At 66.2% G+C, this 21,154-nt stretch carries 25 protein-coding genes and 1 tRNA gene; 19 read left to right on the forward strand and 7 right to left on the reverse strand.

Features of this window, described 5'->3' with window-relative positions; translation table 11 throughout:
* Nucleotides 1-65 precede the first annotated feature (65 nt).
* The gene (locus KYX17_RS09140) at nucleotides 66-710 is read right to left on the reverse strand and encodes a YoaK family protein (RefSeq protein WP_243226683.1); all 645 of its coding nucleotides are present in this window, start codon (nucleotides 708-710) and stop codon (nucleotides 66-68) included.
* A gap of 117 nt (nucleotides 711-827) precedes the next feature.
* Between KYX17_RS09140 and KYX17_RS09145 the strand changes: the two genes are divergently transcribed.
* Nucleotides 828-919, forward strand: a tRNA-Ser gene (locus tag KYX17_RS09145).
* Between the two features lie 37 nt (nucleotides 920-956).
* Here the strand turns inward: KYX17_RS09145 and KYX17_RS31995 are convergent.
* Nucleotides 957-1,406: a tyrosine-type recombinase/integrase gene (locus KYX17_RS31995; protein ID WP_374208933.1), complete on the reverse strand. Its 450-nt coding sequence runs from the start codon at nucleotides 1,404-1,406 to the stop codon at nucleotides 957-959.
* Between the two features lie 678 nt (nucleotides 1,407-2,084).
* Here KYX17_RS31995 and KYX17_RS09155 point away from each other — a divergent pair.
* From KYX17_RS09155 to KYX17_RS09215, 13 genes are all read left to right on the forward strand, one after another.
* Nucleotides 2,085-2,753 carry a thioredoxin domain-containing protein gene (locus KYX17_RS09155; RefSeq protein ID WP_243226684.1) on the forward strand — a complete coding sequence of 223 codons (669 nt, stop codon included), beginning with the start codon at nucleotides 2,085-2,087 and terminating at the stop codon, nucleotides 2,751-2,753.
* A 26-nt stretch (nucleotides 2,754-2,779) separates the two neighbouring features.
* Nucleotides 2,780-3,772 (forward strand): NAD(P)/FAD-dependent oxidoreductase, encoded by a 993-nt coding sequence (locus KYX17_RS09160; RefSeq protein WP_243226685.1) that lies wholly within the window; start codon nucleotides 2,780-2,782, stop codon nucleotides 3,770-3,772.
* A 94-nt stretch (nucleotides 3,773-3,866) separates the two neighbouring features.
* Nucleotides 3,867-4,511 (forward strand): copper resistance CopC family protein, encoded by a 645-nt coding sequence (locus KYX17_RS09165; RefSeq protein ID WP_243226686.1) that lies wholly within the window; start codon nucleotides 3,867-3,869, stop codon nucleotides 4,509-4,511.
* Nucleotides 4,501-5,022 (forward strand): signal peptidase II, encoded by a 522-nt coding sequence (locus tag KYX17_RS09170; protein WP_243226687.1) that lies wholly within the window; start codon nucleotides 4,501-4,503, stop codon nucleotides 5,020-5,022. The genes KYX17_RS09165 and KYX17_RS09170 overlap by 11 nt, the downstream gene beginning before the upstream one ends.
* Complete coding sequence (locus KYX17_RS09175) at nucleotides 5,019-5,624, forward strand: TlpA disulfide reductase family protein (RefSeq protein ID WP_243226688.1); 606 nt, start codon at nucleotides 5,019-5,021, stop codon at nucleotides 5,622-5,624. The genes KYX17_RS09170 and KYX17_RS09175 overlap by 4 nt, the downstream gene beginning before the upstream one ends.
* Nucleotides 5,621-6,385, forward strand: a complete 765-nt coding sequence (locus tag KYX17_RS09180; protein WP_243226689.1) for a cytochrome c biogenesis CcdA family protein — start codon at nucleotides 5,621-5,623, stop codon at nucleotides 6,383-6,385. Before KYX17_RS09175 ends, KYX17_RS09180 begins: the two co-directional genes overlap by 4 nt.
* Nucleotides 6,366-8,057 (forward strand): cytochrome c biogenesis protein ResB, encoded by a 1,692-nt coding sequence (locus KYX17_RS09185; protein ID WP_243226690.1) that lies wholly within the window; start codon nucleotides 6,366-6,368, stop codon nucleotides 8,055-8,057. Before KYX17_RS09180 ends, KYX17_RS09185 begins: the two co-directional genes overlap by 20 nt.
* A gap of 91 nt (nucleotides 8,058-8,148) precedes the next feature.
* Entirely contained in the window at nucleotides 8,149-9,093 is a 945-nt protein-coding gene (locus tag KYX17_RS09190) for a cytochrome c oxidase assembly protein (RefSeq protein ID WP_243227282.1), read from the forward strand.
* The gene (gene lnt, locus KYX17_RS09195) at nucleotides 9,093-10,706 is read left to right on the forward strand and encodes an apolipoprotein N-acyltransferase (RefSeq protein ID WP_243226691.1); all 1,614 of its coding nucleotides are present in this window, start codon (nucleotides 9,093-9,095) and stop codon (nucleotides 10,704-10,706) included. Before KYX17_RS09190 ends, lnt begins: the two co-directional genes overlap by 1 nt.
* A 182-nt stretch (nucleotides 10,707-10,888) precedes the next feature.
* Nucleotides 10,889-11,305, forward strand: coding sequence for a hypothetical protein (locus KYX17_RS09200; protein WP_243226692.1), 417 nt, complete (start codon nucleotides 10,889-10,891; stop codon nucleotides 11,303-11,305).
* Nucleotides 11,302-12,195 (forward strand): M23 family metallopeptidase, encoded by an 894-nt coding sequence (locus tag KYX17_RS32250; protein WP_243226693.1) that lies wholly within the window; start codon nucleotides 11,302-11,304, stop codon nucleotides 12,193-12,195. Before KYX17_RS09200 ends, KYX17_RS32250 begins: the two co-directional genes overlap by 4 nt.
* Nucleotides 12,196-12,407: 212 nt before the next feature.
* A complete protein-coding gene (locus KYX17_RS09210) occupies nucleotides 12,408-12,791 on the forward strand; it encodes a helix-turn-helix transcriptional regulator (RefSeq protein ID WP_243226694.1) in 384 nt (127 codons plus the stop codon).
* An 819-nt stretch (nucleotides 12,792-13,610) separates the two neighbouring features.
* Complete coding sequence (locus KYX17_RS09215; RefSeq protein ID WP_243226695.1) at nucleotides 13,611-14,366, forward strand: phage major capsid protein; 756 nt, start codon at nucleotides 13,611-13,613, stop codon at nucleotides 14,364-14,366.
* Between the two features lie 93 nt (nucleotides 14,367-14,459).
* Here KYX17_RS09215 and KYX17_RS09220 read toward each other — a convergent pair whose 3' ends face one another.
* The 3 genes from KYX17_RS09220 to KYX17_RS09230 form a co-directional block, all read right to left on the reverse strand.
* Complete coding sequence (locus KYX17_RS09220) at nucleotides 14,460-14,639, reverse strand: hypothetical protein (protein ID WP_243226696.1); 180 nt, start codon at nucleotides 14,637-14,639, stop codon at nucleotides 14,460-14,462.
* 224 nt (nucleotides 14,640-14,863) lie between these two features.
* Nucleotides 14,864-15,100 (reverse strand): hypothetical protein, encoded by a 237-nt coding sequence (locus KYX17_RS09225; protein WP_243226697.1) that lies wholly within the window; start codon nucleotides 15,098-15,100, stop codon nucleotides 14,864-14,866.
* A 53-nt stretch (nucleotides 15,101-15,153) separates the two neighbouring features.
* The gene (locus tag KYX17_RS09230) at nucleotides 15,154-15,564 is read right to left on the reverse strand and encodes a hypothetical protein (protein ID WP_243226698.1); all 411 of its coding nucleotides are present in this window, start codon (nucleotides 15,562-15,564) and stop codon (nucleotides 15,154-15,156) included.
* Between the two features lie 98 nt (nucleotides 15,565-15,662).
* Here KYX17_RS09230 and KYX17_RS09235 point away from each other — a divergent pair, with 98 nt between their 5' ends.
* The gene (locus KYX17_RS09235; protein ID WP_243226699.1) at nucleotides 15,663-15,929 is read left to right on the forward strand and encodes a hypothetical protein; all 267 of its coding nucleotides are present in this window, start codon (nucleotides 15,663-15,665) and stop codon (nucleotides 15,927-15,929) included.
* A 585-nt stretch (nucleotides 15,930-16,514) separates the two neighbouring features.
* On the forward strand, nucleotides 16,515-16,733 hold the full coding sequence (locus KYX17_RS09240; RefSeq protein ID WP_243226700.1) for a helix-turn-helix domain-containing protein: 219 nt from the start codon (nucleotides 16,515-16,517) through the stop codon (nucleotides 16,731-16,733).
* Between the two features lie 309 nt (nucleotides 16,734-17,042).
* Here the strand turns inward: KYX17_RS09240 and KYX17_RS09245 are convergent, their stop codons facing one another.
* Entirely contained in the window at nucleotides 17,043-18,125 is a 1,083-nt protein-coding gene (locus KYX17_RS09245) for a hypothetical protein (protein ID WP_243226701.1), read from the reverse strand.
* Between the two features lie 173 nt (nucleotides 18,126-18,298).
* Nucleotides 18,299-19,036: a UPF0158 family protein gene (locus tag KYX17_RS09250; RefSeq protein WP_243226702.1), complete on the reverse strand. Its 738-nt coding sequence runs from the start codon at nucleotides 19,034-19,036 to the stop codon at nucleotides 18,299-18,301.
* A gap of 680 nt (nucleotides 19,037-19,716) precedes the next feature.
* On the opposite strand from KYX17_RS09250, the gene KYX17_RS09255 reads away from it, so the two are divergent.
* The 3 genes from KYX17_RS09255 to KYX17_RS09260 all read left to right on the forward strand — a co-directional run bounded on the left by KYX17_RS09255 (nucleotide 19,717) and on the right by KYX17_RS09260 (nucleotide 21,111).
* On the forward strand, nucleotides 19,717-19,986 hold the full coding sequence (locus KYX17_RS09255; RefSeq protein WP_243226703.1) for a hypothetical protein: 270 nt from the start codon (nucleotides 19,717-19,719) through the stop codon (nucleotides 19,984-19,986).
* Between the two features lie 73 nt (nucleotides 19,987-20,059).
* A complete protein-coding gene (locus KYX17_RS32425) occupies nucleotides 20,060-20,131 on the forward strand; it encodes a CGNR zinc finger domain-containing protein (protein ID WP_374208945.1) in 72 nt (23 codons plus the stop codon).
* An 83-nt stretch (nucleotides 20,132-20,214) separates the two neighbouring features.
* A complete protein-coding gene (locus KYX17_RS09260; RefSeq protein WP_243227283.1) occupies nucleotides 20,215-21,111 on the forward strand; it encodes a DUF808 domain-containing protein in 897 nt (298 codons plus the stop codon).
* Nucleotides 21,112-21,154: the final 43 nt, after the last annotated feature.

Consider the following 21,154-nt stretch of genomic DNA (forward strand, 5'->3'; position numbering starts at 1 on the left):
ACGCGGCGTGACGTCGGGTCCCTCCCGATAGGGCGTGAGCCCCGATCAGGGGCTGATTGTCCGCGTCATCCTTCTGACGACGTCGCTGGCCGTGTTCTCCGGCGGAGAACGAGCACGCCCGCTGTCGCCGCCGCGGCGACGGCGGGAAGCCAGAGCGCCACGGGGCCGACCAGGCGCGCCGCCGCCGCGCCGGCGATCGCTCCGATCGCGATCGCGACCCACAGTGCGAGGTGCCGCATCCACGCGCGCCGATCGCCGCCGCGGAAGGCGGCGACGATGTTCTCCGCGAGCTTCATGAGCTGACCCGTCATGTACGTGATGCCGAAGGGCGCGGCGCCGTCGCGGGAGTGCACGGCGTTCGTCGCGCCCATCGCGGCCGCGAGCACCGGTCCCGCCGCCAGCACGTCACCAATCCCGGCCAGTGCCGCGGCCACGAGGAGCGTGAGCGCCACGAGGGTCATGACGCCGCGCGACCGTGCGCGGATCGACACGGCCGTGCCCGTCACGCCCCCGGCGACGAAGGCCGCGACGAGTAGTCCCGCGTACCCCGCGGCGCCCCACGCGCCGCCCGTCAGCTCGGCGGAGGCCTGCGTCGTGTTGCCGCTCATGAACGACACGAAGAAGCCGCCGAGCATCACGAACGCGAAGCCGTCGACGAAGCCGGCCAGCAGCGCGAGCGCCGCCGAACTCGCGAGGTGTTTCGGGTCCACCGCATGCCCTTCCGGATGTGGTGCCCACCGCATCCGCTATCGAGTATCCGGGACCTGTTCGGTGGGGGCGAACCGACCGGTTATGATGGTCGGGTGTGTTCGGCGCAAGCCGCCACTGGAGACGTCGCATAGTCAGGCCTAGTGCACCACCCTGCTAAGGTGGAGTCCCCGTAAGGGGACCGAGGGTTCAAATCCCTCCGTCTCCGCCAAATCTTCCTCGCTGTTTCCCCCGGAATTCCGCGGATGTCAGCGACTCAAGTCCCCGCCATCTGGGCTGTTTGCCCACATTTTGCCCACAACTTCATTGTGGCGTGCGCGGTCCATGGCGTCTGAAAGCGCCTCGAGGTCGCGGTCGAACAGGTCGGCGTAGATGTCGAGCGTCATCGCTGCGGAAGCATGACCGAGCATTCGTTGGACAACCTTGACGTTTGCTCCTGCTTGCACGGCGAGAGACGCCGCGGTGTGGCGGAGCTCATGAGGCGTCAGGTTCGGTGCCCCGGCAGCAGCAGCGGCGGTGCGGAACCACGACTTCGAGCCCTTGCTCGCACGTGTGCGTGATCCGTCGAGGGCCTGCACGTCGATCTTGAGCTTGACGTGAGCCGTTGGGCTCGACCTCTTGCGCGCTTGGGTGGGATCTGACACGCAGGCGCGGCGCTGGTGCATCGTGAAGCTGCCACGGTGATCGTCGTCATTCAAGCCCTACGTGCTGCTCGATGGGGAGTGCTCGGGCATCCTCATCCATGAGGAGGTTCGGATGGTTCGCCTCGGAGCCCGTTCATCGGTCTGGACGAGGCCTACGGTATGCTCATCGGCGATGGTCCCGTCGGCTCGAACCCCGCACGTTACCGTGTTGAGCGAGCGTCTTCTGATAACGAGGATCATTGCTGGGCTCGGCCTGGCGCTCTTGCTCATGCTGGGCGTCGCCGCCGCAGGACACCTTGAAGCCGACGGTGCCACACCTGCGCCGCTGGGAATGTCCGCACTCGTGGCCCCGCTCCCCGAGCCGTTGAGTGACAGCGCTGTAGATGCGAGTGCGGTTGGCGAGCTTCAGACGGTGGCTGGTGAGTCTTCGGGAGCCAGCGCTCTGATGGGTGCAGCACTGTGTGTTCTTGGCGTGCTGTGCGGGCTCGTATTCGTGGCGCTGGTTCACCGGCTTTGGAATCGACGGGTTCTCCCTGATCGCGGGACTTCGCCTCGGGTACTGTCGCTGTTTCCCCACCCGTTGACCTACTCGCGGGTGAGTATTCTCTCGCTGACGCATTTGAGTATCTCCCGAACCTGACATTCGGCATGCCGCCCCTCGCTGGGTGGCGCTTCGCCCCGGGCTCACGCCCGGGTTCTGTCGTGTGCCATGGCTCGGTTTGGAGTACTCGGATGAAAACCCCTGTGAAGGCGACGTTGATCTCCGTCGCTGTTGTCGTCGTGCTGGTGTTGGTCGCGGTGGTGTACGCCCTCGTCAATCAGAGGCCCACCCCACCCCCGGAGGAAGGGAGCGGCGCCGGCGGCTCATCTGTGGTGCGGGAAGGCTCGCATGTGCTGGACGAGGGTGGGCCGGATGCGGTGACAGTGGTGGAGTTCCTGGACTTCGAGTGTGAGGCGTGTGGCGCGTTCTACCCGATCGTTGAAGATCTCCGCGAGAAGTACGCCGGTCAGATCACCTACGTGGTGCGGTACTTTCCCCTGCCCGGTCACTTCAACTCGAAGAACGCGGCGATCGCCGCGGAAGCGGCCGCACAGCAGGACCGATTCGAGGACATGTACCACCGGCTGTTCGAGACACAGGCGGAGTGGGGCGAAGCGCAGGAATCCCGAGCCGACCTGTTCCGCGGCTTCGCCGAAGAGCTCGGACTGGACATGGCTGCCTACGACGCGGCCGTGGCCGATCCCGCCACCACCGAACGGGTGGAGCTCGACTTCAACGAGGGACGCGCTCTGGGAGTCGACAGCACCCCGACGTTCTTCCTCGATGGGGAGAAGCTCGAACTGCAGACGCTGAACGACCTCGAAGACGCCATCGCGGCTGCCGTCTCCGGTGGTCAGTGATGCACACGGGCCTGTCACACCGACGAGTGATCATCGTCGGAGCCGGGCAGTCGGGACTGGCCGTTGCTGCGGCGTTGAACGCCGAGGGGCTGCGTCCGCAGCAGGACTTCGTCATGATCGACGCGGCCGGCAAGGGGCAGCGCAGCTGGGCATCCCGATGGCATTCGATGGAGCTGCTCAGCGACGCCCGACATAGCACGCTCCCGCCTCGAGGACTCCCCGGAGATCAACGCAGGCGTCCCCGCGTCGACGAGATCGTCGACTATCTCACCTTCGTCGAGGCCGGTCTTCGCGTCGAGACGGTCTGGGGGGTCCGCGCCACCGGGGTTGAGCGTCCCGGCACCGGAACCACGCTGCTGCTGTCCACCACGGCAGGGGAGGTGCAGACCCGCAACGTCGTGTGCGCCACCGCCGCCGCGGCGTATCCGCGCGTGCCGGAGTGGGCCGCACGCGTGAGTGTTCCTGGCGTCGTGCTGCACAGCAGCGACTACCTGTACCCGAACCAGCTCCCTTCGGGAAAGGTGCTCGTCGTCGGCGGCGGCAACAGCGGGGTGCAGCTGGCCCGTGAGCTGACCGCGTCTCACACGGTCACCTTGTCCGTGCGTACCCCGCGCCGACACCGGCCGAGTGGCAGCTACCCGGCAGCTGCTGGACCGGCCGTTTCGTGGCTTACCCGCAGGCGGCACCCCGAACCGGTCTTCGGCGACAGTTACGACCAGCTGCGACGCGCCGGCGTCACGATCGTCCCCGCCGCGACAGCCGCAGACGCCGGCGTGGTGACATTCGCTGATGGCAGCGAGCTCGCACCGGACTCCGTGATCTTCGCCACCGGCTTCGAACCGGGCGACGACTGGCTGCCCGATGCCGCGCGAACCGATCGGGGAGCCCGCACCCAGACGGGGATCCCGGGACTGTTCGTGGCCGGCATGCCGCAGTACAGCGGCCGCGGCGCAGACACGATCGCCGGGGTCTGGCGAGATGCCACCACCATCGCCCACCACATCATCGACCGTCCCTGAAAGCCACGCCATGACACCCTCTTCACACACCGACATCACCCCTGGCATCGCGCGGATGCCGCGAAGGCTTCGCTCTGCCACGTTCCTCGCCCTGTTGGCGAGCCTGCTGCTGGCAACTGGCATGGTGCTCGCAACCGCATCGTCCGCGGCCGCGCACGACAGCATCGTCTCGGCCACTCCCGAGGCTGACGCGACCATCGGCGTGGTGCCGCAGGAGATCTCGTTGACGTTCAGCGGCGAGATCCTCACCGTGGGCAGCGCTGTGGTCATCGAAGTGATCACCCCGGGCGGTCAGAACCTCGCGACCGAACAGCCGCAGATCGACGGCACGACGGTCACTCAGGCGCTCACCGGCGATCAGGAGCCCGGTCTTTACACGGTGCGGTGGCGGGTCGTCTCCAGCGACGGTCATCCCATCAGTGACGAGTACACGTACACCCTCGAATCCGCCGCGATTCCTGATAACACCCCCACTCCCGCGCCTACCGCCACAGAGCAGACGCCCGAACCATCTCCCACATCCTCCGCCGCCGAATCCGGGGATGACGGCTACGGCGGTCAGGCGTCCGGCGGGGGAGAGGCCTTCCCCGTGCTGGCCGTCATCAGCGGCGTGACCATCGTCGGCGGGGCGTTGATCGTGGTCTTCATGGTGGCGCGGGAACGCCGCCGCCGTGACCGCGCCGCCGCGGCAGCGGCCCAGCCAGAGTCCTCAACGGATGGCAAGGCAGATGGCTCGTAACCGACGGACACGACTCGCGATCGCCTGCGCGATCACCGCGGCGGTGGTGCTGATCGACCAGGCCACCAAGGCGGCCGCGTTGTCCGGGCTCAGCACAGAGCGCCGTGTGCCGCTGCTGGGAGATCTGCTCGGGCTGCAGCTCGCCTTCAACCCGGGCGCGACTCTCTCCCTTGGCGCCAGCTTCACCGGGCTGCTGACCCTCCTCGGCGCGGCAATCGTGATTCTGCTGGTGATCGCCGTCGTCCGAGCTCGCACCGTGGGGTGGGCCGTGGGGCTCGGATTGATCCTGGGCGGCGCGATCGGGAACCTCATCGACCGTCTCTTCTCTCCACCCGGATTCGGGGTCGGGCACGTCACCGACTTCCTCGCCTACGGCACCTGGTTCATCGGCAACCTCGCCGACATCGCTCTCGGCGCGGGCGCCATCGTCCTCGTGGGCGTGCTGTGGGCGCGGCGACGAGATGCCACCGCACGAGTCGCCGGCGCGATGATCAAGGTGCGCCGCTCATGACTCGCGGCCGCGTGGTCACCACAGCCGTAGTGATGCTGGCTGTCCTCGTACTTGCTGGGTGCGCGAGCAGCGATTCGCTCGCACAGCAGTACCGGGATGGGAATGAGAAGGGCTACATCGCGGGCGAGTTCCAAGTGGTGGAGATCCCGGAGCCTGACCGCGGCGAACCGGTCGCGTTCGAGGGGGTCACCGAGACCGGCGACAGCGTGACCAGCGACGACTACCGCGGCGGGGTGCTGGTGGTGAACTTCTGGTACGCCGCATGCGGACCGTGCATCGTCGAGGCGCCGCTGCTGGAAGAGGTCTGGCAGGAGTACCAGGACCAGGACGTCGCGTTCCTCGGCGTGAACACCTACGACCAGCCCGCTACCGCACTGTCGTTCGCCCGGGACAACAACGTCACCTACCCGAGCGTGATCGACGTCAACGACGGCAAGGTCAAGCTCGCGTTCGCTCAGGTCACCCCGATCCAGGCCACCCCCACCACCCTCGTGCTCGATCGGGACGGAAGAGTCGCCGCCCGGATCATTGGACAGCTGGCCAGCGCCTCCATCCTGTCCACCCTGGTCGCCGACACCCTCGCAGAGGAGAACCCGTCATGAACCCCGGTCAGCTGGTCGTCGACGGCGCCCTCTGGATCGCGATCCCGATCGCGGCCCTCGCCGGCCTGGTCTCGTTCATCTCCCCCTGCGTGCTGCCTCTGGTGCCCGGTTACCTCGGCTACCTCGGCGGCGCCGCCGGCAGCAACCCAGGTGCCGGTGCCACCGGGTCGACGGTCACAGCGGAGCGCATCCGCCTGCTGCTGGGGGTGGGCCTGTTCATCGCCGGGTTCACGGTGGTGTTCGTCACGGTGACGATCTTGGGTGGCACGTTCGGGTTCCTGCTGCTGCAGTACGCCAACATCCTCACCCGGATCCTCGGGGCGGTCGTGATCGCCCTCGGCCTGGTGTTCATCGGGTTCTTCGGTATCGCCCAACGCACTCTGCGTCCCCGAGTGCAGAGCCGCGCCGGCCTGATCGGCGCCCCGCTGCTCGGGTTCGCGCTCGGAGTGGGATGGACCCCCTGTATCGGTCCGACGCTCGCGGCGATCCTGTCGATGTCGTGGAACCTCGGCGACCCCGCCCGCGCAGGCCTGCTCGGTCTCGCCTACTCGCTCGGGTTGGGCATCCCGTTCCTGCTGCTGGCACTGGGGTGGGGATGGGCGTCCCGCTCGGCGTCGTTCCTGCGCCGCCACATCCGTGTCCTGAACATCGTCGGCGGCGCCCTGCTGGTGCTGCTCGGGATGCTGATGGTGACCGGGCTGTGGACGATGCTGATGTCTGCTCTGCAACAGGTGGTGATCAATGTCCCCGCCCCGCTCTGAGACCGACACGGTCGTCGACCCGCTGCGCCCCGCCGACCACCTCGACTCCGACTCCTCGTCCGAGATCACCGGTCCTTCCCTCGGGGTGGTCGGTTGGGCACGATGGGCGTGGCGGCAACTGACCAGCATGCGCACCGCCTTGGTGCTGTTGCTGTTCCTCGCGATCGCCGCCGTCCCCGGATCGTTGTTCCCGCAACGCACCGCCGACCCCAACGGGGTCACCCAGTGGCAACGCGACAACCCTGACCTGTTCCCCTTGGCCGATGCGGTCGGCTTGTTCGACGTGTACTCCTCGCCCTGGTTCTCCGCGATCTACCTGTTGCTGTTCGCGTCCCTCATCGGCTGCGTCATCCCCCGCGCCAAGCACCACTACAAGGCGCTCCGGTCCCTGCCGCCCCGTACCCCCGCACGACTGTCCCGCCTAGCCGCCTACCAGGAGACGACGATCGCGGCCGATGAAGCCGTCCCCGATCCGGCGGGGGAGGCGGTGCGGCTTGCGGAGCATCAGCTGCGCCGGGCCGGCTACCGGGTGCACCGCTACGACGGGCCGGGATGGGCATCGGTCTCGGCCGAGCGCGGGTATCTGCGAGAGACCGGCAACCTGGTCTTCCACGTCGCCCTGGTCGGGGTGCTCGCCTCGGTCGCGATCGGCGGCGGGTTCGCCTACACCGGGCAACGGGTCGTGGTGGAGGGCACCACGTTCGTCAACGCCCTCAGCGACTACTCCTCGTTCAACCCCGGCCGGTTCGTCGACGGCGCCGGCTTGGCCCCGTACTCGCTCACCCTCGACGACTTCCGCGTCTCCTACCGGCTGCCCGGCAGCCCCGGCGCCGGGCAGGCGGGCGACTTCTCCGCCGACGTCACCATCCGCAGCGCCGGTCAAGACGATCGGGCGGAGAGCGTGATCGTGAACTATCCGATCGCCGTCGCCGGCGACCGCATCTACCTGCTCGGCAACGGGTACGCCCCGACCCTCACCGTCCGTGACGCCGCCGGCGAGATCGTGTGGAGCGAATCGCAGCCGTTCCTGCCGCAGGACTCGAACATGACCTCGCTGGGGATCATCAAGATTCCGGACGGGCTGCCCGAGCAGCTCGGCCTGGTCGGCTTCTTCTATCCCACCCAGGGGGTGCTGCCTTCCGGCGCGTTCACGTCGGTCTACCCGGACGTGGTCAACCCGGTGCTCACCCTCAACGTGTTCAGCGGCGACCTCGGCATCGACGACGGCACGCCCCGATCCGTGTACACCCTCGAGGCCGACCGACTCACTCAGCACACCGGCGGCGACACCGGCCTGGACTCCCTCGAACTCACCCCCGGCGCCACGGTGGACCTGCCCAACGGCTGGGGAACGATCACCTGGGAGGCGGTGTCCGAGCAGGAGCCGGTGAAGCGGTTCGCGTCGCTGCAGATCCAGAACGACCCCACCAGCGGATGGGTGCTCGCCTTCGCGATCCTCGCCACGGTGGGACTGTTCGCCGGTCTGTTCGTGCCTCGTCGACGCATCTGGGTCAAGGCCCGCACCACCGCCGAGGGCGTCCACGTCGAATACGCGGGACTCGCCCGCGGGGAGGATCCCACGCTCCATAAGGCCGTCCGCGACATCGCGAACGTCCACGCTGTCGCCCTGAACCGTGCGCGCGATGCGAACCCGGAAGGGAACGCCCGATGAGAGGCCCGGCTGACAACACTCTCAATCTCGAGATCGACGACGGCCAACTTGGTCGACCTGCTCGACCTTCGATCGTCCTGACCGGGATGACATCGTGAACGACTGGATCCCTGGGACACCGCCGACCCTGCTCGGCTTTCTCAGCCCCGTGCCGCTACCGTTCCCACTGCTGCCGGTGATCGCCTCTGCGCTTGCGGCTGCCTACCTGGCCGGCGCGATCCGGCTGTGGACCGGCCGACGGCGCTGGCCAGTGTGGCGCACGGTTAGCTTCCTGCTCGGCTGCCTCACCCTGGCCGCGGTCACCGGTCTCGGCGTCGAGGCGTACGGGTATGCATTGTTCTCGGTGTTCATGTTCCAGCAGCTCACCCTCATGATGGCTATTCCCCCGCTGCTGGTGCTGGGGTCACCTGGCACGCTCCTGCTGCGGGCCACTCCCCACCAGGGAGTCGGTCGGTTCGTGCTCCTCGCAGCTCATTGGGGCCTGCGCACCCGGGGCGCCCGGTGGGTTCTGAGCCCCTGGGTGGCGCTCCCGCTTTACCTGTTCGCGTTCTACGGTCTGTACCTCGCCGACACCGCCGACCGCATTCTGGAAACGCCCGGCGGGCACATCGGCCTCGAGATTGGATTCTTGGCCGCGGGCATCCTCTTCACCATCCCGGTGCTCTCCGCCGATCCGCTGCCGGTGCGACTAAGCCACGGCGGCCGCGCGGTGGACGTGTTCGCTGAAGCCGCCCTGCACGCATTCTTCGGGGTATTCCTGATGATGTCGACCACCCTGTTGGTCGATGCGTTCACGGCGCCCACGCTGGCTATGGGCGTAGATCCGATCGCGGACCAGGGTCTCGCCGGGGGCTTGGCCTGGTCGTACGGCGAAGCGCCCACTTTGTTGATGCTGCTGTTCGTGATGCACCGCTGGTTCCGCGAGGACACTGTCCGCGACGCCGCCGCCGCTCGCTACGCCGACACCCACGGAGATCCCGAGCTCGACGCCTACAACGCGTACCTCGACAGGCTCCGCCATGAGGACACCCGCTGATGATCACGACCAACTTCGCCACCTCAGCTCAGCCGATCATGAACACAGCGATGGCCTTAGACCGCACGGCGCGGCTGCCACTGTGGGCTGCGATGGTGGTGGCGGCCGCCGGCGGGCTCGCGCTGGATCTTGCCACCCCGGCGATCGGATGGTGGCCGCTGGCGTTGGTGGCGGTCACGATGTCGTTGATCAGCCTGATCGGACGTAGCATCCTCACTTCATTCCTCGTCGGCACGGTCTTCGGCGTCGTGTTCTTCTTCACACACCTCGCCTGGGTCGGACAGTTCCTCGGCCCGATACCCTGGGTCGCTCTCGCCAGCCTGCAGGCGCTTCTGTTCGGCGCTGGCGGCGTCCCGCTCACACTTGCCTACCGATGGACGGGGTGGTACCGGCCGCGCGGACCCGTGCAACTGATCCTCGTGCCGCTGCTGATCGGTAGCCTCTGGGCTACGCGGGAGATCGCGATGGGGGCGTGGCCCTACGGCGGGTTCCCTTGGGCGCGGATCGGGATGACACAGGTCGAGGGCCCGTTGGCGTATGCCGCATCCTGGACCGGCGTCACCGGGCTGAGCCTGCTGGTCGTAGCGCTGTGCGCGGGCATCCTGGAGTGGGCCCGCGCGGGCGGCCTCCGGTTCCTGCTCGGCATCATCCCCGCCGCCGTCCTCGCATTCCTGCTCGTCGTGACGCCGCAGTTCCCGACCACCACCGCCGGAACGCTGCGGGTCGGGTGGGTGCAGGGCAACGGACCCGCCGCCTACTTCGACCCCAAGGCGCCCGGCGACATGCTCGCCGCGCAGACCGCCGCCTCGCAGCCGCTACTGGGCGAGAAGATGGACCTGCTGGTGTGGCCGGAAGGCAGCATCGACGCCGACCCGTTGCGAACTTCCGTGGTCGCGACTCAGCTAGATCGTGTCGTCGAGGCGGCGGGTGCGCCGCTGCTGATAAACGCGGTCACCTCCCGCGGTGAAGCCGTGTTCAACACGTCCCTGCTGTGGACGGCCGACACCAACGCGCGGCAGCAGTACGACAAGGTCAACCCGGTCCCATTCGGCGAATACGTGCCCGACCGGTGGCTGTACGAACGCATCGTCCCCGACCTCGTCGGGCGGATTCAGCGAGAGTACACTCCCGGCAGCAATCCGCCGATCGTCACCGTGAGCGACATCGGTGTTGGGTTGGCGATCTGCTTCGACGTCATCTACGACCAGGTGATCTGGGACGCCGCTCGCGCCGGCGCGGAACTATACGTCTTCCAGACCAACAACGCCGACTTCCGTGGCACCGACGAGAACCTACAACAGCTCGCATTCGCGAGAATGCGCGCCATTGAGACCGGCCGGGCCGTCGTGAATGTCTCCACCGTCGGTACAAGTCAGGTCATCGCCCCCGAAGGGGCCACGACCGACAGCGTCGACGTCGACACCGCGGCCGCGCAGATCAGCACCATCCCGTTGCGCACCGGGCTCACTGCAGCTGTGCTTCTCGGTCCGTGGCTGACCTGGCTGGTCCCCGTCCTCGCGGTCATCGCCTTCAGTGGGCTCGGCATCCACCACAGCGCCCGGCCTGCCAGCCCGCGCGCACACCCCCATTCACGAAGGGCGAAACGAGCATGAGACCGACAAAACCCATCGTCCAGGCCGAACCCCACACGCCGGATGGAGGGCCGACCAGCGTCGACATGCGCTGCGCTCTTTCACTCGCGGAGCAGCGGATCCTCGGGCTACGTGCGCCCCGCCGCGCGGTACTCGGGGCGGGGCTTCTCGGGCTCATCGCTGCGAGTTCGATCGGCGGCTCCGTGTCGCCGCTGCCCGCTTTCGCCGCCGACTACCCGTCCTGGGATGACGTGCAGGCCGCGAAGGTGAACGGGACGCTGAAGACGGCCGAGATCACCCGCATCCGGGGTCTCATACAGAGCCTGACCAATGAGGTGCAACGTACTCGCGCGACGGCCGAACAAGCGGCGGATGCGTTCTACGCCGCGCAGCAGGACTTCTTCGCCGCCAGCCAACGAGCCGACGCGCTCCAATCCCAGGCAGACACCGAAGCCGAAGCCGCCGCTGAGGCCTCCAACCGTGCGGGATGGCTCGCTGCGCAGTTGTACCGCGACGGTGGCGATGCCGCCACGGTAGAGCTGCTCCTGCCGCTCGGGGAATCTCAATCTGACCGAGAAAGAGGAGTACATCATGGCGGAAGGGAGGTGATGGGTCGGTGAATGATGCACATCCACGCACCCGGCGCGAATTGCGAGAGGCGCGTCGTCCGATTGCAGCAAGAGATGCGGAAGGAATCGTCGATGCCTTCGACCTGGCGTGGGTCGAGCTTTCGCGCACGACGACCTCGCACCGATCATCCGTTCCGCGCGCGACTGTCGTCTCGGCGCTCGAAAGCGATGCGCGTCGGCCGACACGGCGCAGATCCTTCGCTGTGACTCGCTCGATCACAGCGGCCATCGCGGCTGTCATGCTGGCGATGACCGTGCCTCTCACCGCCTCGGTGCGATCCTCGTCCGATACCGCTGAGTCAGTCGGTAGGGGGAGTGCGGCGCCCCGCGCGGAGGAGATCCAGGCCTTTGTCACGCCGGAACGCGATGCGGCAGCGCCGCTGAATCGCGGCGACTACATTGCTACCGACACGGCGGGCATCGCGGCGTCGGCTGGAATCAGGCACACATCAGATCTATTTCGGAACGACCCGTCGGCGCTCGTCCAATGGCCGTTCGCGGTCGGAGTCCCCATGACCTACGGATACGGGATGCGTTCGGGAACCATGCACCAGGGCCTCGACCTCACTCCCGGCGAAGGAGCGCAGATCCAGAGCATCGCCGACGGCACCGTTCGCATCGCCACGGAAGCAGGCGGGGGCTACGGAGTGATGGTCATCATCGACCACGTCATCGACGGGAGGAAAGTGGCCAGCCGCTACGCACACATGCAATCCGGATCTCTCCGTGTGCAATCCGGCCAGACGATCGCGGCGGGCGAGACGGTCGGAGCGGTCGGGAACACGGGGCGCTCATTCGGGGCGCACCTGCATCTGGAGATCATGGACGCGCGCGACCAACCCTTCGACCCGCTCCCGTTCTTGAGAAGCGGTGGGATGTGAGTTCGTGGAGGGCGGGGCGTACTGATCTTCTTGAGACGCCCGTGCGCTTGCATCATTCCACCTCTATGGCGGGGCGCCGAGATCGGTGAGGCTGGTGCTGACATGGACGCCTGTACTCCAATAGTCGCCACGATCGCCTGGAGCCCACCGACCGTTCAGGTGGCTCCCAGAATCCGCGCCTAATAATACAGCATTCGATGTATAGTCACCGCATGCTGACTCTTGCGTCACGGGTAGATGTGATGAACCGTCTCGGTCGCGCGATGGCCGATCCCACCAGGTCTCGGATCCTGCTGGAACTCCTCGCCGGGCCGGGATACCCTGCACGGCTCTCCGAATCTCTCGGACTCAGCCGAACCAACGTCTCCAACCACCTGACGTGTCTCAGGGGATGCGGGATTGTCGTGGCGACTCCGGAGGGGAGGCAGACCCGCTATGAGATCGCCGACCGCCACTTGACCAAGGCGATCACCTTGCTAGTCGATACCGTCCTCGCATTCGATGACGGCGTCACGTGCGCTGACGAGAACTGCGACGTGCCGCTGTGCTGCGGGCCCGGTGCGATGGCCGACATGAACGCGGAGGGAGCGCGGTGAGCGAGGAGTGCTGTGGGCCGGACGAGCACCGCAAGGTCACCACGACCGTGAAGCGGCTTCACCTGAGCAAGCCGCTGACCACCGGAGACGCGTGCTGCGGCCCGATCGACGAGCCCGCCTCGGCGGACAGGGCACCTCGCGTGCACCAAGTCGACGGTGACGCCTGCTGCGGGCGCGACGAGAAACCCGCTACGCACGCGCACGGTCACGACGACCACGATGATGACGACGAGCATGACCACGGGGACGGGCTCGAAGTGCGACCGCCATGGTGGCGGGACACCGCCCTGCTGCCATCCGCCATCGCGGGCGTAACCCTGCTCGCCGGGTACGTTTCCGAGTGGACCGGCGGGCCCATTCGGCGATCAATCGCTAGGAGGCGGGTGACTGCTTCGTGCGGGGTGTAGCTTGCCGAGGTAGCGTCGGAGCAGATGGAGCGTTCAGTTCCGGTCAGGTTCCTCGGGCGAGGCCCTGTCTGAGCGGCGCGGCTCTTGTTGCTCGCGGAAGGCTCCCGACCGCCACCCGCGTCGCGGAGCGATTGGGTGTAGTGCCCACATTTTGCCCACGGACGGGCGAAAGTGCACTGCAGTCGGCAACGCTCGACGAAAGGTCCGCGAGCGCGTTAGCCGCGGGAATCCGCGGTTGATCTTTCCTCGCTCGGTGTTGAGCCTCGGACGCCTCAGCAGTGGCTGAAGTTCAAATCCCTCCGTCTCCGCCAGACTGAGCGCCCTCGAACCTGCGGAATCACGCGAGACCGGGGGCGTTTCTCGTTCCCCTCAGACCTCGCATGGCAACGAGGCGACAACAACTCGCGGCCCGATGGCCTCATACCTGCGGCAAACGACGCGCGAGAACAACGCGGCCACCGTCGCCGGCGGCGCGAAGAAGCCCACCAGCCGATACGAGCTCGAGTCGGTGCCGTGGGAGCTGTCGACGATCGCGCACCTGACCGAGCCGATCCGCGAACAGTGGCTGCAGGACTTCGGTCAGCTCGAGCCGTGGCTGTCCGTCGAGCTCGCCTACGGCCTCACCGAAGCGCTGCAGGACCTCATGATCAACGGCGGCGAGACGGAGAGCGGCGCCACCGCGCGTGGCCTCGACGCCGTGCCGGGCACGAACATGCAGCCGTTCGTTGGCAACATGTTCCGGTCGATCCGTCTCGCGCTCGGTGACCTCGAAATCGCCGGCGTCCTCGCGAACGGCATCGCTCTGCACTCCGACGACCGGACCGAGGTCGAGCTCGCCGAAGACACGAACGACTGCCCGCTCACCACGTCTCTGCTCGGCGACGCCCGCGGCCGCTTCCTCTGGAACGTGCCCATCGTCGTCTCGCCGCAGATCGAGAGCACCGCGTGGGTCGGCGACTGGAAGTCCATCCTCGGCCGACGACGCGGCCCTGTCGAGATGACCATGACCGACAAGGGCGTGTACGAGCAGCCCGCCGCCGAGCCCGACGGTGAGCCCACGCTCCTCGACCTGTACGAGCGGAACCTCCTCCGAGCCCGCGGCGAGACTCGCGCCGTGTTCCAGTTCCTGCAGCCAGCGTCGCCGACCAGAGTCAACATCGCTGAGTAGGCGCAGAAGTCAGACACCAAGCACCCCAAAGGCCCCGGCACGTGAGTCGTGCGGGGGCCTTTTCTCATGTGGTCGTTCAGCAGCCCGCGCGGACTACTTCGAGTCGAGCTCCTTCTCCACCGTGAGAACCTGCGACGAAGCGACGGCGTAGACCTTCGAGTCGCCCGGCCCGTAGAAGAAGAAGTAGTCGCCCTCGTGGCGAAACTTCACTGCTTCCACAGTCTTGCGGTACGGCACCCCACTGACGTCTGCGTTGATCTTGAACTTGGTCATGTCGACTCCGTCCCCCGCCCGGAACCACTCCAGGCGCACCGCAGAGCATATGGTTCACTACCGACACCGGGGGGCGGCCACATCTCCACCACCCCGGAAGCGGCCCACCTCCCGCGCGCGGGGCGGCCTCTCTCCCCGCGGATCCGGTGCGCGCGCCATATGGTGTTACACATAGCACCTGTAGCCCCGTGCCGTAGCTCAGTCAGGCTCCTGGGAGCGCTGCCCTAGCCCGCAACGACGATCGCGGCTACCGCGGCGCCGAGTGAGGCGACGGCCACGAAGAGCGAGCACCAGGCCATGATTCGCGTGAATCGTTCGGAACGCGCCGCGTCTGCCCGGGCTTGCTTCGCGAGCTCGAGCTGCGTCCCCATCGCGTCGATGAGCGAGCTCATCCGCTCGGCGGTCGCAGCTGCGGCGGTGGCGGTGCTCCTCGTGCTGGCTTCAATCGAGCTGCGCTGCATCGCGTCGAACTGTTCACGGGTTGGGCCCGTGTATCCATAGCTCACGGCGCTCTCTACGCCTGTTCGGGGACGTCAGATTGCTCGATGACCCTGATCGGCAGCCCACTGGCACCGCTGAGGCGCATGCGCAACTCGAAGACGTGCGTGATCGCCTGCAGGACGGCATAGGGGTCAACGTCGTGGATCAGGAACTCGGTCGCGGGGATCTCCCCTTCGTTGGCTTCCGCGATCCTTGGGAGGACGCCGCCGCCATCGGGAATCCGGTCGCGGTGGACGGCGATCACGCGCAGATCGTGTTCGAGCTCGCCGCCGCCGATGTCGATTCCGATGACCATCCACTCGTCCCTGTTTAGGCCGACCGTTTCCTCAATGCCCGGTCCGGTGAGTCGCTGATCGAGTTGCGCGGTGCCTTCCCAATCGGCGTAGGTGACCGCGGCGTCGCGCCAGATGAATCCGTTCTCCATGCCAGCGAGTGTGGCAGAAGCTACCTCTCGTGGCACTCGCATTCGCAGACCGCGATGTCTGCGCCGGCGGGCGGCGTCCAAGCCCCGATACAGGCGCGATGGTGGAGCTGCGCGCAGCTCGGATCACGATCACGGCCGTCGTTCCCGAGCATCCGATCGAGGATCTCGAGAGGAACGTCCAGGCGCTCCGCCAGGATGACGCGATCCATGCGGTATCGGTCCGCAAGGAGGCGTGCCATCCGCTGTTCGTTGGCGCGCTGTTGCGCTGCGCCTGCGGCGATGTAGCCGAGATGGAGTTGGACTGCTTCGGTGATGTGGTTAGGCTCGTCGGAACCCATGTGACCTCCAGTGCTCATGTTGGGTGAAGAGCGGCTTCTCGTGATTCCAGTCCCGGTGGAGCCGCTCTTCAGTTGGTACAGGAAGCTCATCACCCGCCTCCGTCATTCGCCAACCGAGCCTGTGGATAACTATGTGGCCAAAGTGTGCAAAACGCCGCCCTCCCTGTGGACAGGCGCTGGGGATAGGTGAACTAGTGCAGCGAGCCGCCGATCGTGAATACGCCCACGATCTGCCTTTTTCCGTCTCCCACAGGCGAAGAATGTCGCATGGTTAAAGTGCTGCTTGAAGGTTGCAGGAGTCGCGCCACTTATGCACATGCTTCGACGCGTAGTAGTGGGAGTTGTCGAACTACATTTCGTTGGCTGTGCTGCGCCGCATTCGGTATTGGTGAGCGGGCCAGTTGTCGAGACGATCGCGCCACCAGGCGAGTAGCACTTCCTCGTCGACGACGCGCTCGCCGTCGCGCAGCCACATGGGCATGCCCGCGGCTCGCCAGCGCTGCACGGTGCGCACGTCGCGGCGAACACGACGGGCAGCCTCGTCGCGGTAGTTCAGTCAGACGATCTCTTGCACACGGGCATCCTCGCGCGGCTGGCGGCACAATGGCGGCCATGACTTACGATCAGTCGCAGTTCGACGCGTGGCCGGCGCTCATGTCCCCGAAGGTCCTGGCGGAGCTGCTCGAGGTGTCGACGAAGACGCTCGAGCGGTGGCGCAGGCTACCGAATATGGGGCCTCGGTTCGTCCAGCCGCCGGGGTCCAGTCTCATCCGCTACACACGCGACGACGTCGTCGCGTGGCTATGCGCGGATCGCAACGATAAGGAGTGATCCGCGCGCCCGGGCGCCCCGCTGCGTGACAACGCCGAGGCAACACTCGGCCGCTGAGCGTGGTGATTCACCATGGCACTGGTGACCACAGAACCGCATAATCACGCGACTCTAAGGTAGTCATCACGCAACTCCGCGGGCACTGGCAGGGTTCAAATCCCTCCGTCTCCGTCAGACTGAACGCCCTCGAACCTGCGGAATCACGCGAGATCGGGGGCGTTCTTCGCTACCTTCAGAGTTCGCGTGACCGGGGTGTTTCTTCGGGTGGCTTAATTCCGGGGTGCCAGCGACTTGGCTGCGAACGGCCGCTCAGCGTTGAGTCTCGGGGGTCTCGACAGCGACGATGGCATGGCTTGGTGTTCCCTGGTGGTTGCAGGGCGCGAGCGATCCTAGTGGGATGCTCTTTCCGTTTTCGCTCTTGTGCTTGTTGATCGAGTCGCCCAGTCCGTTTCGATCACTCTCCCAAACGAGCTCGGTCGCAGTCTTGATGTATGTCTTGAAGATGCTGCCCCCGTGATTATCGAGGTCCTTTGTCCAGTAAAGCCCGGTTGATTGGTCTTCAACATAGACGTAACTGCCGTTGTGATAGCAAGCTCCGACGGTTATGGGCATCCTTATCCTGTCGACGGTCGCGCTAACAGGAAACGCATGGAAGCTGAGTGAGACGCCCGCCAGATCGAGTAGCTGCTCACGAAGAAGCTCGCGACTCGAGTGATCGGACGCGAGACGTGTGACCGAGGAGCCTGAGTTCACGCGAGCGAAATCATCAGCGATGTTCCTCATGGCCGCGCTCGTTCCGACAACGACAAGATGGGATGGGCGGGATGACGCTAACGCGCTGCGAACGTTCTGGTGAGTTGACGGCGTGAGCTCGTGATTCGTGAGCTGCATTCCGACGACTGCAGCCATGCGCTGTGAGTCCTCCGCGAACTGGGCTGTGTCTAGGTAGGCACTCGGCTCAGCCACGACGGCGATGCGGCGCGCCTTGCTCGGGATTGCCTCTCCGGCTAACGCAACCCAAGGTTCAATGAGGACCGAGAACGCACGAGCGGAGGAACTCCATTCTGCCTCCGCCCAGAAGTGCGAGTGGCCTGAGCCGTCAGCTGTGGGCAGCGCTGACATTACGATCAAGCCGCCCACTCGTGGACCGGTGAGTTGCCGGGCTGCGTCCCACTCGGGGTCAGGATGAACGACCGTAGCTAGCGCCACTCTCCGGATGCGCCGAAGTTGCTCCTCGCTCAAGAGCGGATCTGCACCAGTCTCAAGTGAGGTGGGGGCCGGGAGGCTCAGAGTAAGCGTGGGAGAGTCCAGAAGAGCACGCCATGCGGCTTTCGAGTTCGCCTCATCAAGGCTCAGAACGTTGCTCGAAGCCAACGGCTGCAGAACATCCAAAGCGACCTGCGATGCGGGCAGACGGAACCTCATTCGCTCGGTGCTGTAGGTCCGATCCCGCTTGATGCCCGGTCCTACGGGGTGAGGGCGAGCTGAGCCCAGCTTCGCGATCGATGCTTCGAGAGACTGAGCAGCAATAGCCAGCCGACGGATGTATCCGTCGGCTGGCGCAGTCATTGGTCGAGCGCGTACTCGATCGGAATTCTCAAGCGCAAGAGCTCCTGGAGGGGAAGCCTGGAGAGCAGCCCGAGGATGCGCTTTCGCGCGTCCTCCTCGGCGCTCATCGACCTCGCGCTCTGTGCGGAGCGGTCGACGACGTCCCGAGATTGCGCTTCAAGCGCAGCCGCCGGGATCCCGTTCTTGGTGGCCCAATCATTCGCGCGTTCGAGTACGCGCTCTCGGAGGTACTTCTTCCAACGGCGGCCAGCAGAGGCGCGCGACTTCAGTACGAGAGAGAACCCTCTCGCTGGGTTATCGGCGTTCAGGGCGCTCAGTAGCTCAGCTCCCCCAGCATCAAGACTGGTCTCGTTCGCGAACTCCGCCATCCATTGGATCTGCTCGGCGCGACTCACTGTCGGGACGCGAACGAACTTCTTCGCGTCGGAATGCTCCTCGGGGGCCAAGGGCAAGGTGCGCGAAGTATCACGTTCGAAGACGTAGGCCGCGCCGTCACCCCAGTCGAGGATTGCTCTCCATAGATCGCTATGAATGGACACGGAACCTTCGAGCCTGGAGGCAGGGGGCTCCGGCGCAGCGGGTTCTGTGTCCCCGAGGAGAATGACGTAGACGTCGCTTCCTGATGCCATCGGTCTTGTTGCGACGACGCCGCGGGACTCGGCGTCGGCAAGTAAATGACGGAATGATGTGAAGCCTGCGGAGCGGTAGGTGAATGCGCTGTCTAGCTTGAGCATTCGCGAATAGACGCCTGCGGCAGTCGGAATTGATTGGGAGCTCTGCATCCCTCGCAGCGCAGCGCGCAACAGGGCAAGACTCTCCAAGGGCGTACTCTGCCGGGAGCTTGCGCCCCCGGCAGAGTCGCGAGGTAAATGGGTCGCGGGAGACTTGGCCCCAATACCTACCGCATTCTCGACATCGCTACCTTGTTGGTCGCCAGCGAACTCAAATGGAGAACCGCTGTCTCGATGTCCTGCAGGTTGGTTGGTCATTGCCAAGCTCCTCGCGCATTCGACTGATCTCTCAGCAGAAAGGATCTACTGAGCTACGCGAGAAACGCCAACACCTCACTGAGCGCCTTCCCCTCGCGGGGTACCTTGCGGTCCAAGCCATAGCCGTCCAGCCCTGTTGACGAGGTGGTCGGCGTTACTATGGTGCGGTCAGTACTGCGGCCCTAATCGTGGGTACGACTAAGGCTTCGATTTCTCAGACGCCATATTAGGCAAGTTGTTGCCTGGATGCAAACCAAGACGCAGCGGTTGCTCCAAGTTGCACGGGCGGTCAACCTGGGCGGTCCGTGGGTGGTCATTAGGGCGACCGTCGCCGGGCGTATCCACAGGCGCCCTCGGGCCATGGGCTGTGTTGCTACCGCTCCAGTGCTCCTCGGGTTGCAGGCCGCGCACCGCATAATGGGCACGTGTCCTACACCGTCGAACGTCGCCGCAACCCGAGCGCCTGGGCTGGATTCTGGTTCGGTCTCGCGGGGCTCGTGCTCATGCCCATCCCGCTGTTCATCGGGCTCATCCTCGGCGGTGGGCTCTCCCTCGTCGCTGCCGTGTTCACGGTGATCGGCCTGCTGAAGGGTCTCGCGCGCAGCGGTCAGGGGATCGCGCCCGTCGTGTTCGCGATCATCTTCATCCTCCTCACCTGGGGCGGCATCTCCGTCGGGGGCGGCACGATCTGGTGACTCACCCTCTTCGCTGAGTCAACGCACCGCGGGTGACTTCGGCTCGGCGAACCCGCGTGCGAGCGACCGAGGGATCTGGTGCACCGCTGCGGGGTGCGGCAATCGCAACCGAGTCGCGCGCCATCAGGCGCGCAAGGGGGCGTGAGCACCGTCGGGGCCGATATCCTCGCTGAGGGCATCCGCCCCCGCAGCCGTTCGGCTGCGGCCCTCGCATCCGGGAGAGTGCGTATGTCGGTCGGCCTGCTCGCCGTCGTCGATGACATCCTGACCGCCGCCATCAAGGCGAGCGCGAAGACCGCGGGCGTCGTGATCGACGACGCCGCCGTGACCCCGCAGTACGTGCAGGGCATCACGCCGGCGCGGGAGCTGCCGGTGGTGTGGAAGATCGCGCTCGGCAGCCTCGTCAACAAGTTCGTGATCATCATCCCGATCGCGCTGCTGCTGACCGCGTTCGCGCCGTGGGTCCTGCCGTTCCTGCTGATCCTGGGCGGTGGGTTCCTCTGCTTCGAGGGGGCCGAGAAGGTGCTCGAGTGGTTCGGTGCGCACCACGAGGATGCCGACGAGGACGGTCCCCGCGACGAGAAGAAGCTCGTGTTCGGCGCGGTCCGCACCGACCTCATCCTCAGCACCGAGATCATGCTGATCGCCCTGTCGAGCCTCGATCCCGACTTCGGCATCTGGATGACCCTCGGCGCGCTGCTGATCATCGGTCTCGCCATGACCGCGTTGGTCTACGGCGCGGTCGCGCTGCTCGTGAAGATCGACGACATCGGCCTGCGTCTCATGAAGAGCGACGCGCGCCGCATCCGCCGTTTCGGCGTACGCGTCGTCGTGTCGATGCCCGCCGTCTTCCGGGTCATCAGCGTCGTCGGCACCGTCGCGATGCTCTGGGTCGGCGGTCATCTCGTCGTGGGCAACCTGGCCGAGACGCTCTGGGACGGACCCGAACACCTGGTTCACGCCATCACGCACCTCGTGGAGGCGGCCGGTCCCGTAGTGGTGTGGATCGTCGAGACGATCCTGTCCGCCGTCTTCGGTCTGGCCCTCGGCCTCGTCATCGTCGCTGTCGTCACCGGAATCTCACGTCTCACGAAGCGCGGCGCCCGCGCGGATGCGGCCCACTGAGACCTGACGCGCGCACTGCGGGATCCGGCGGGATTGCGTCGCA

The organism is Microbacterium sp. CIAB417, assembly GCF_022788845.1.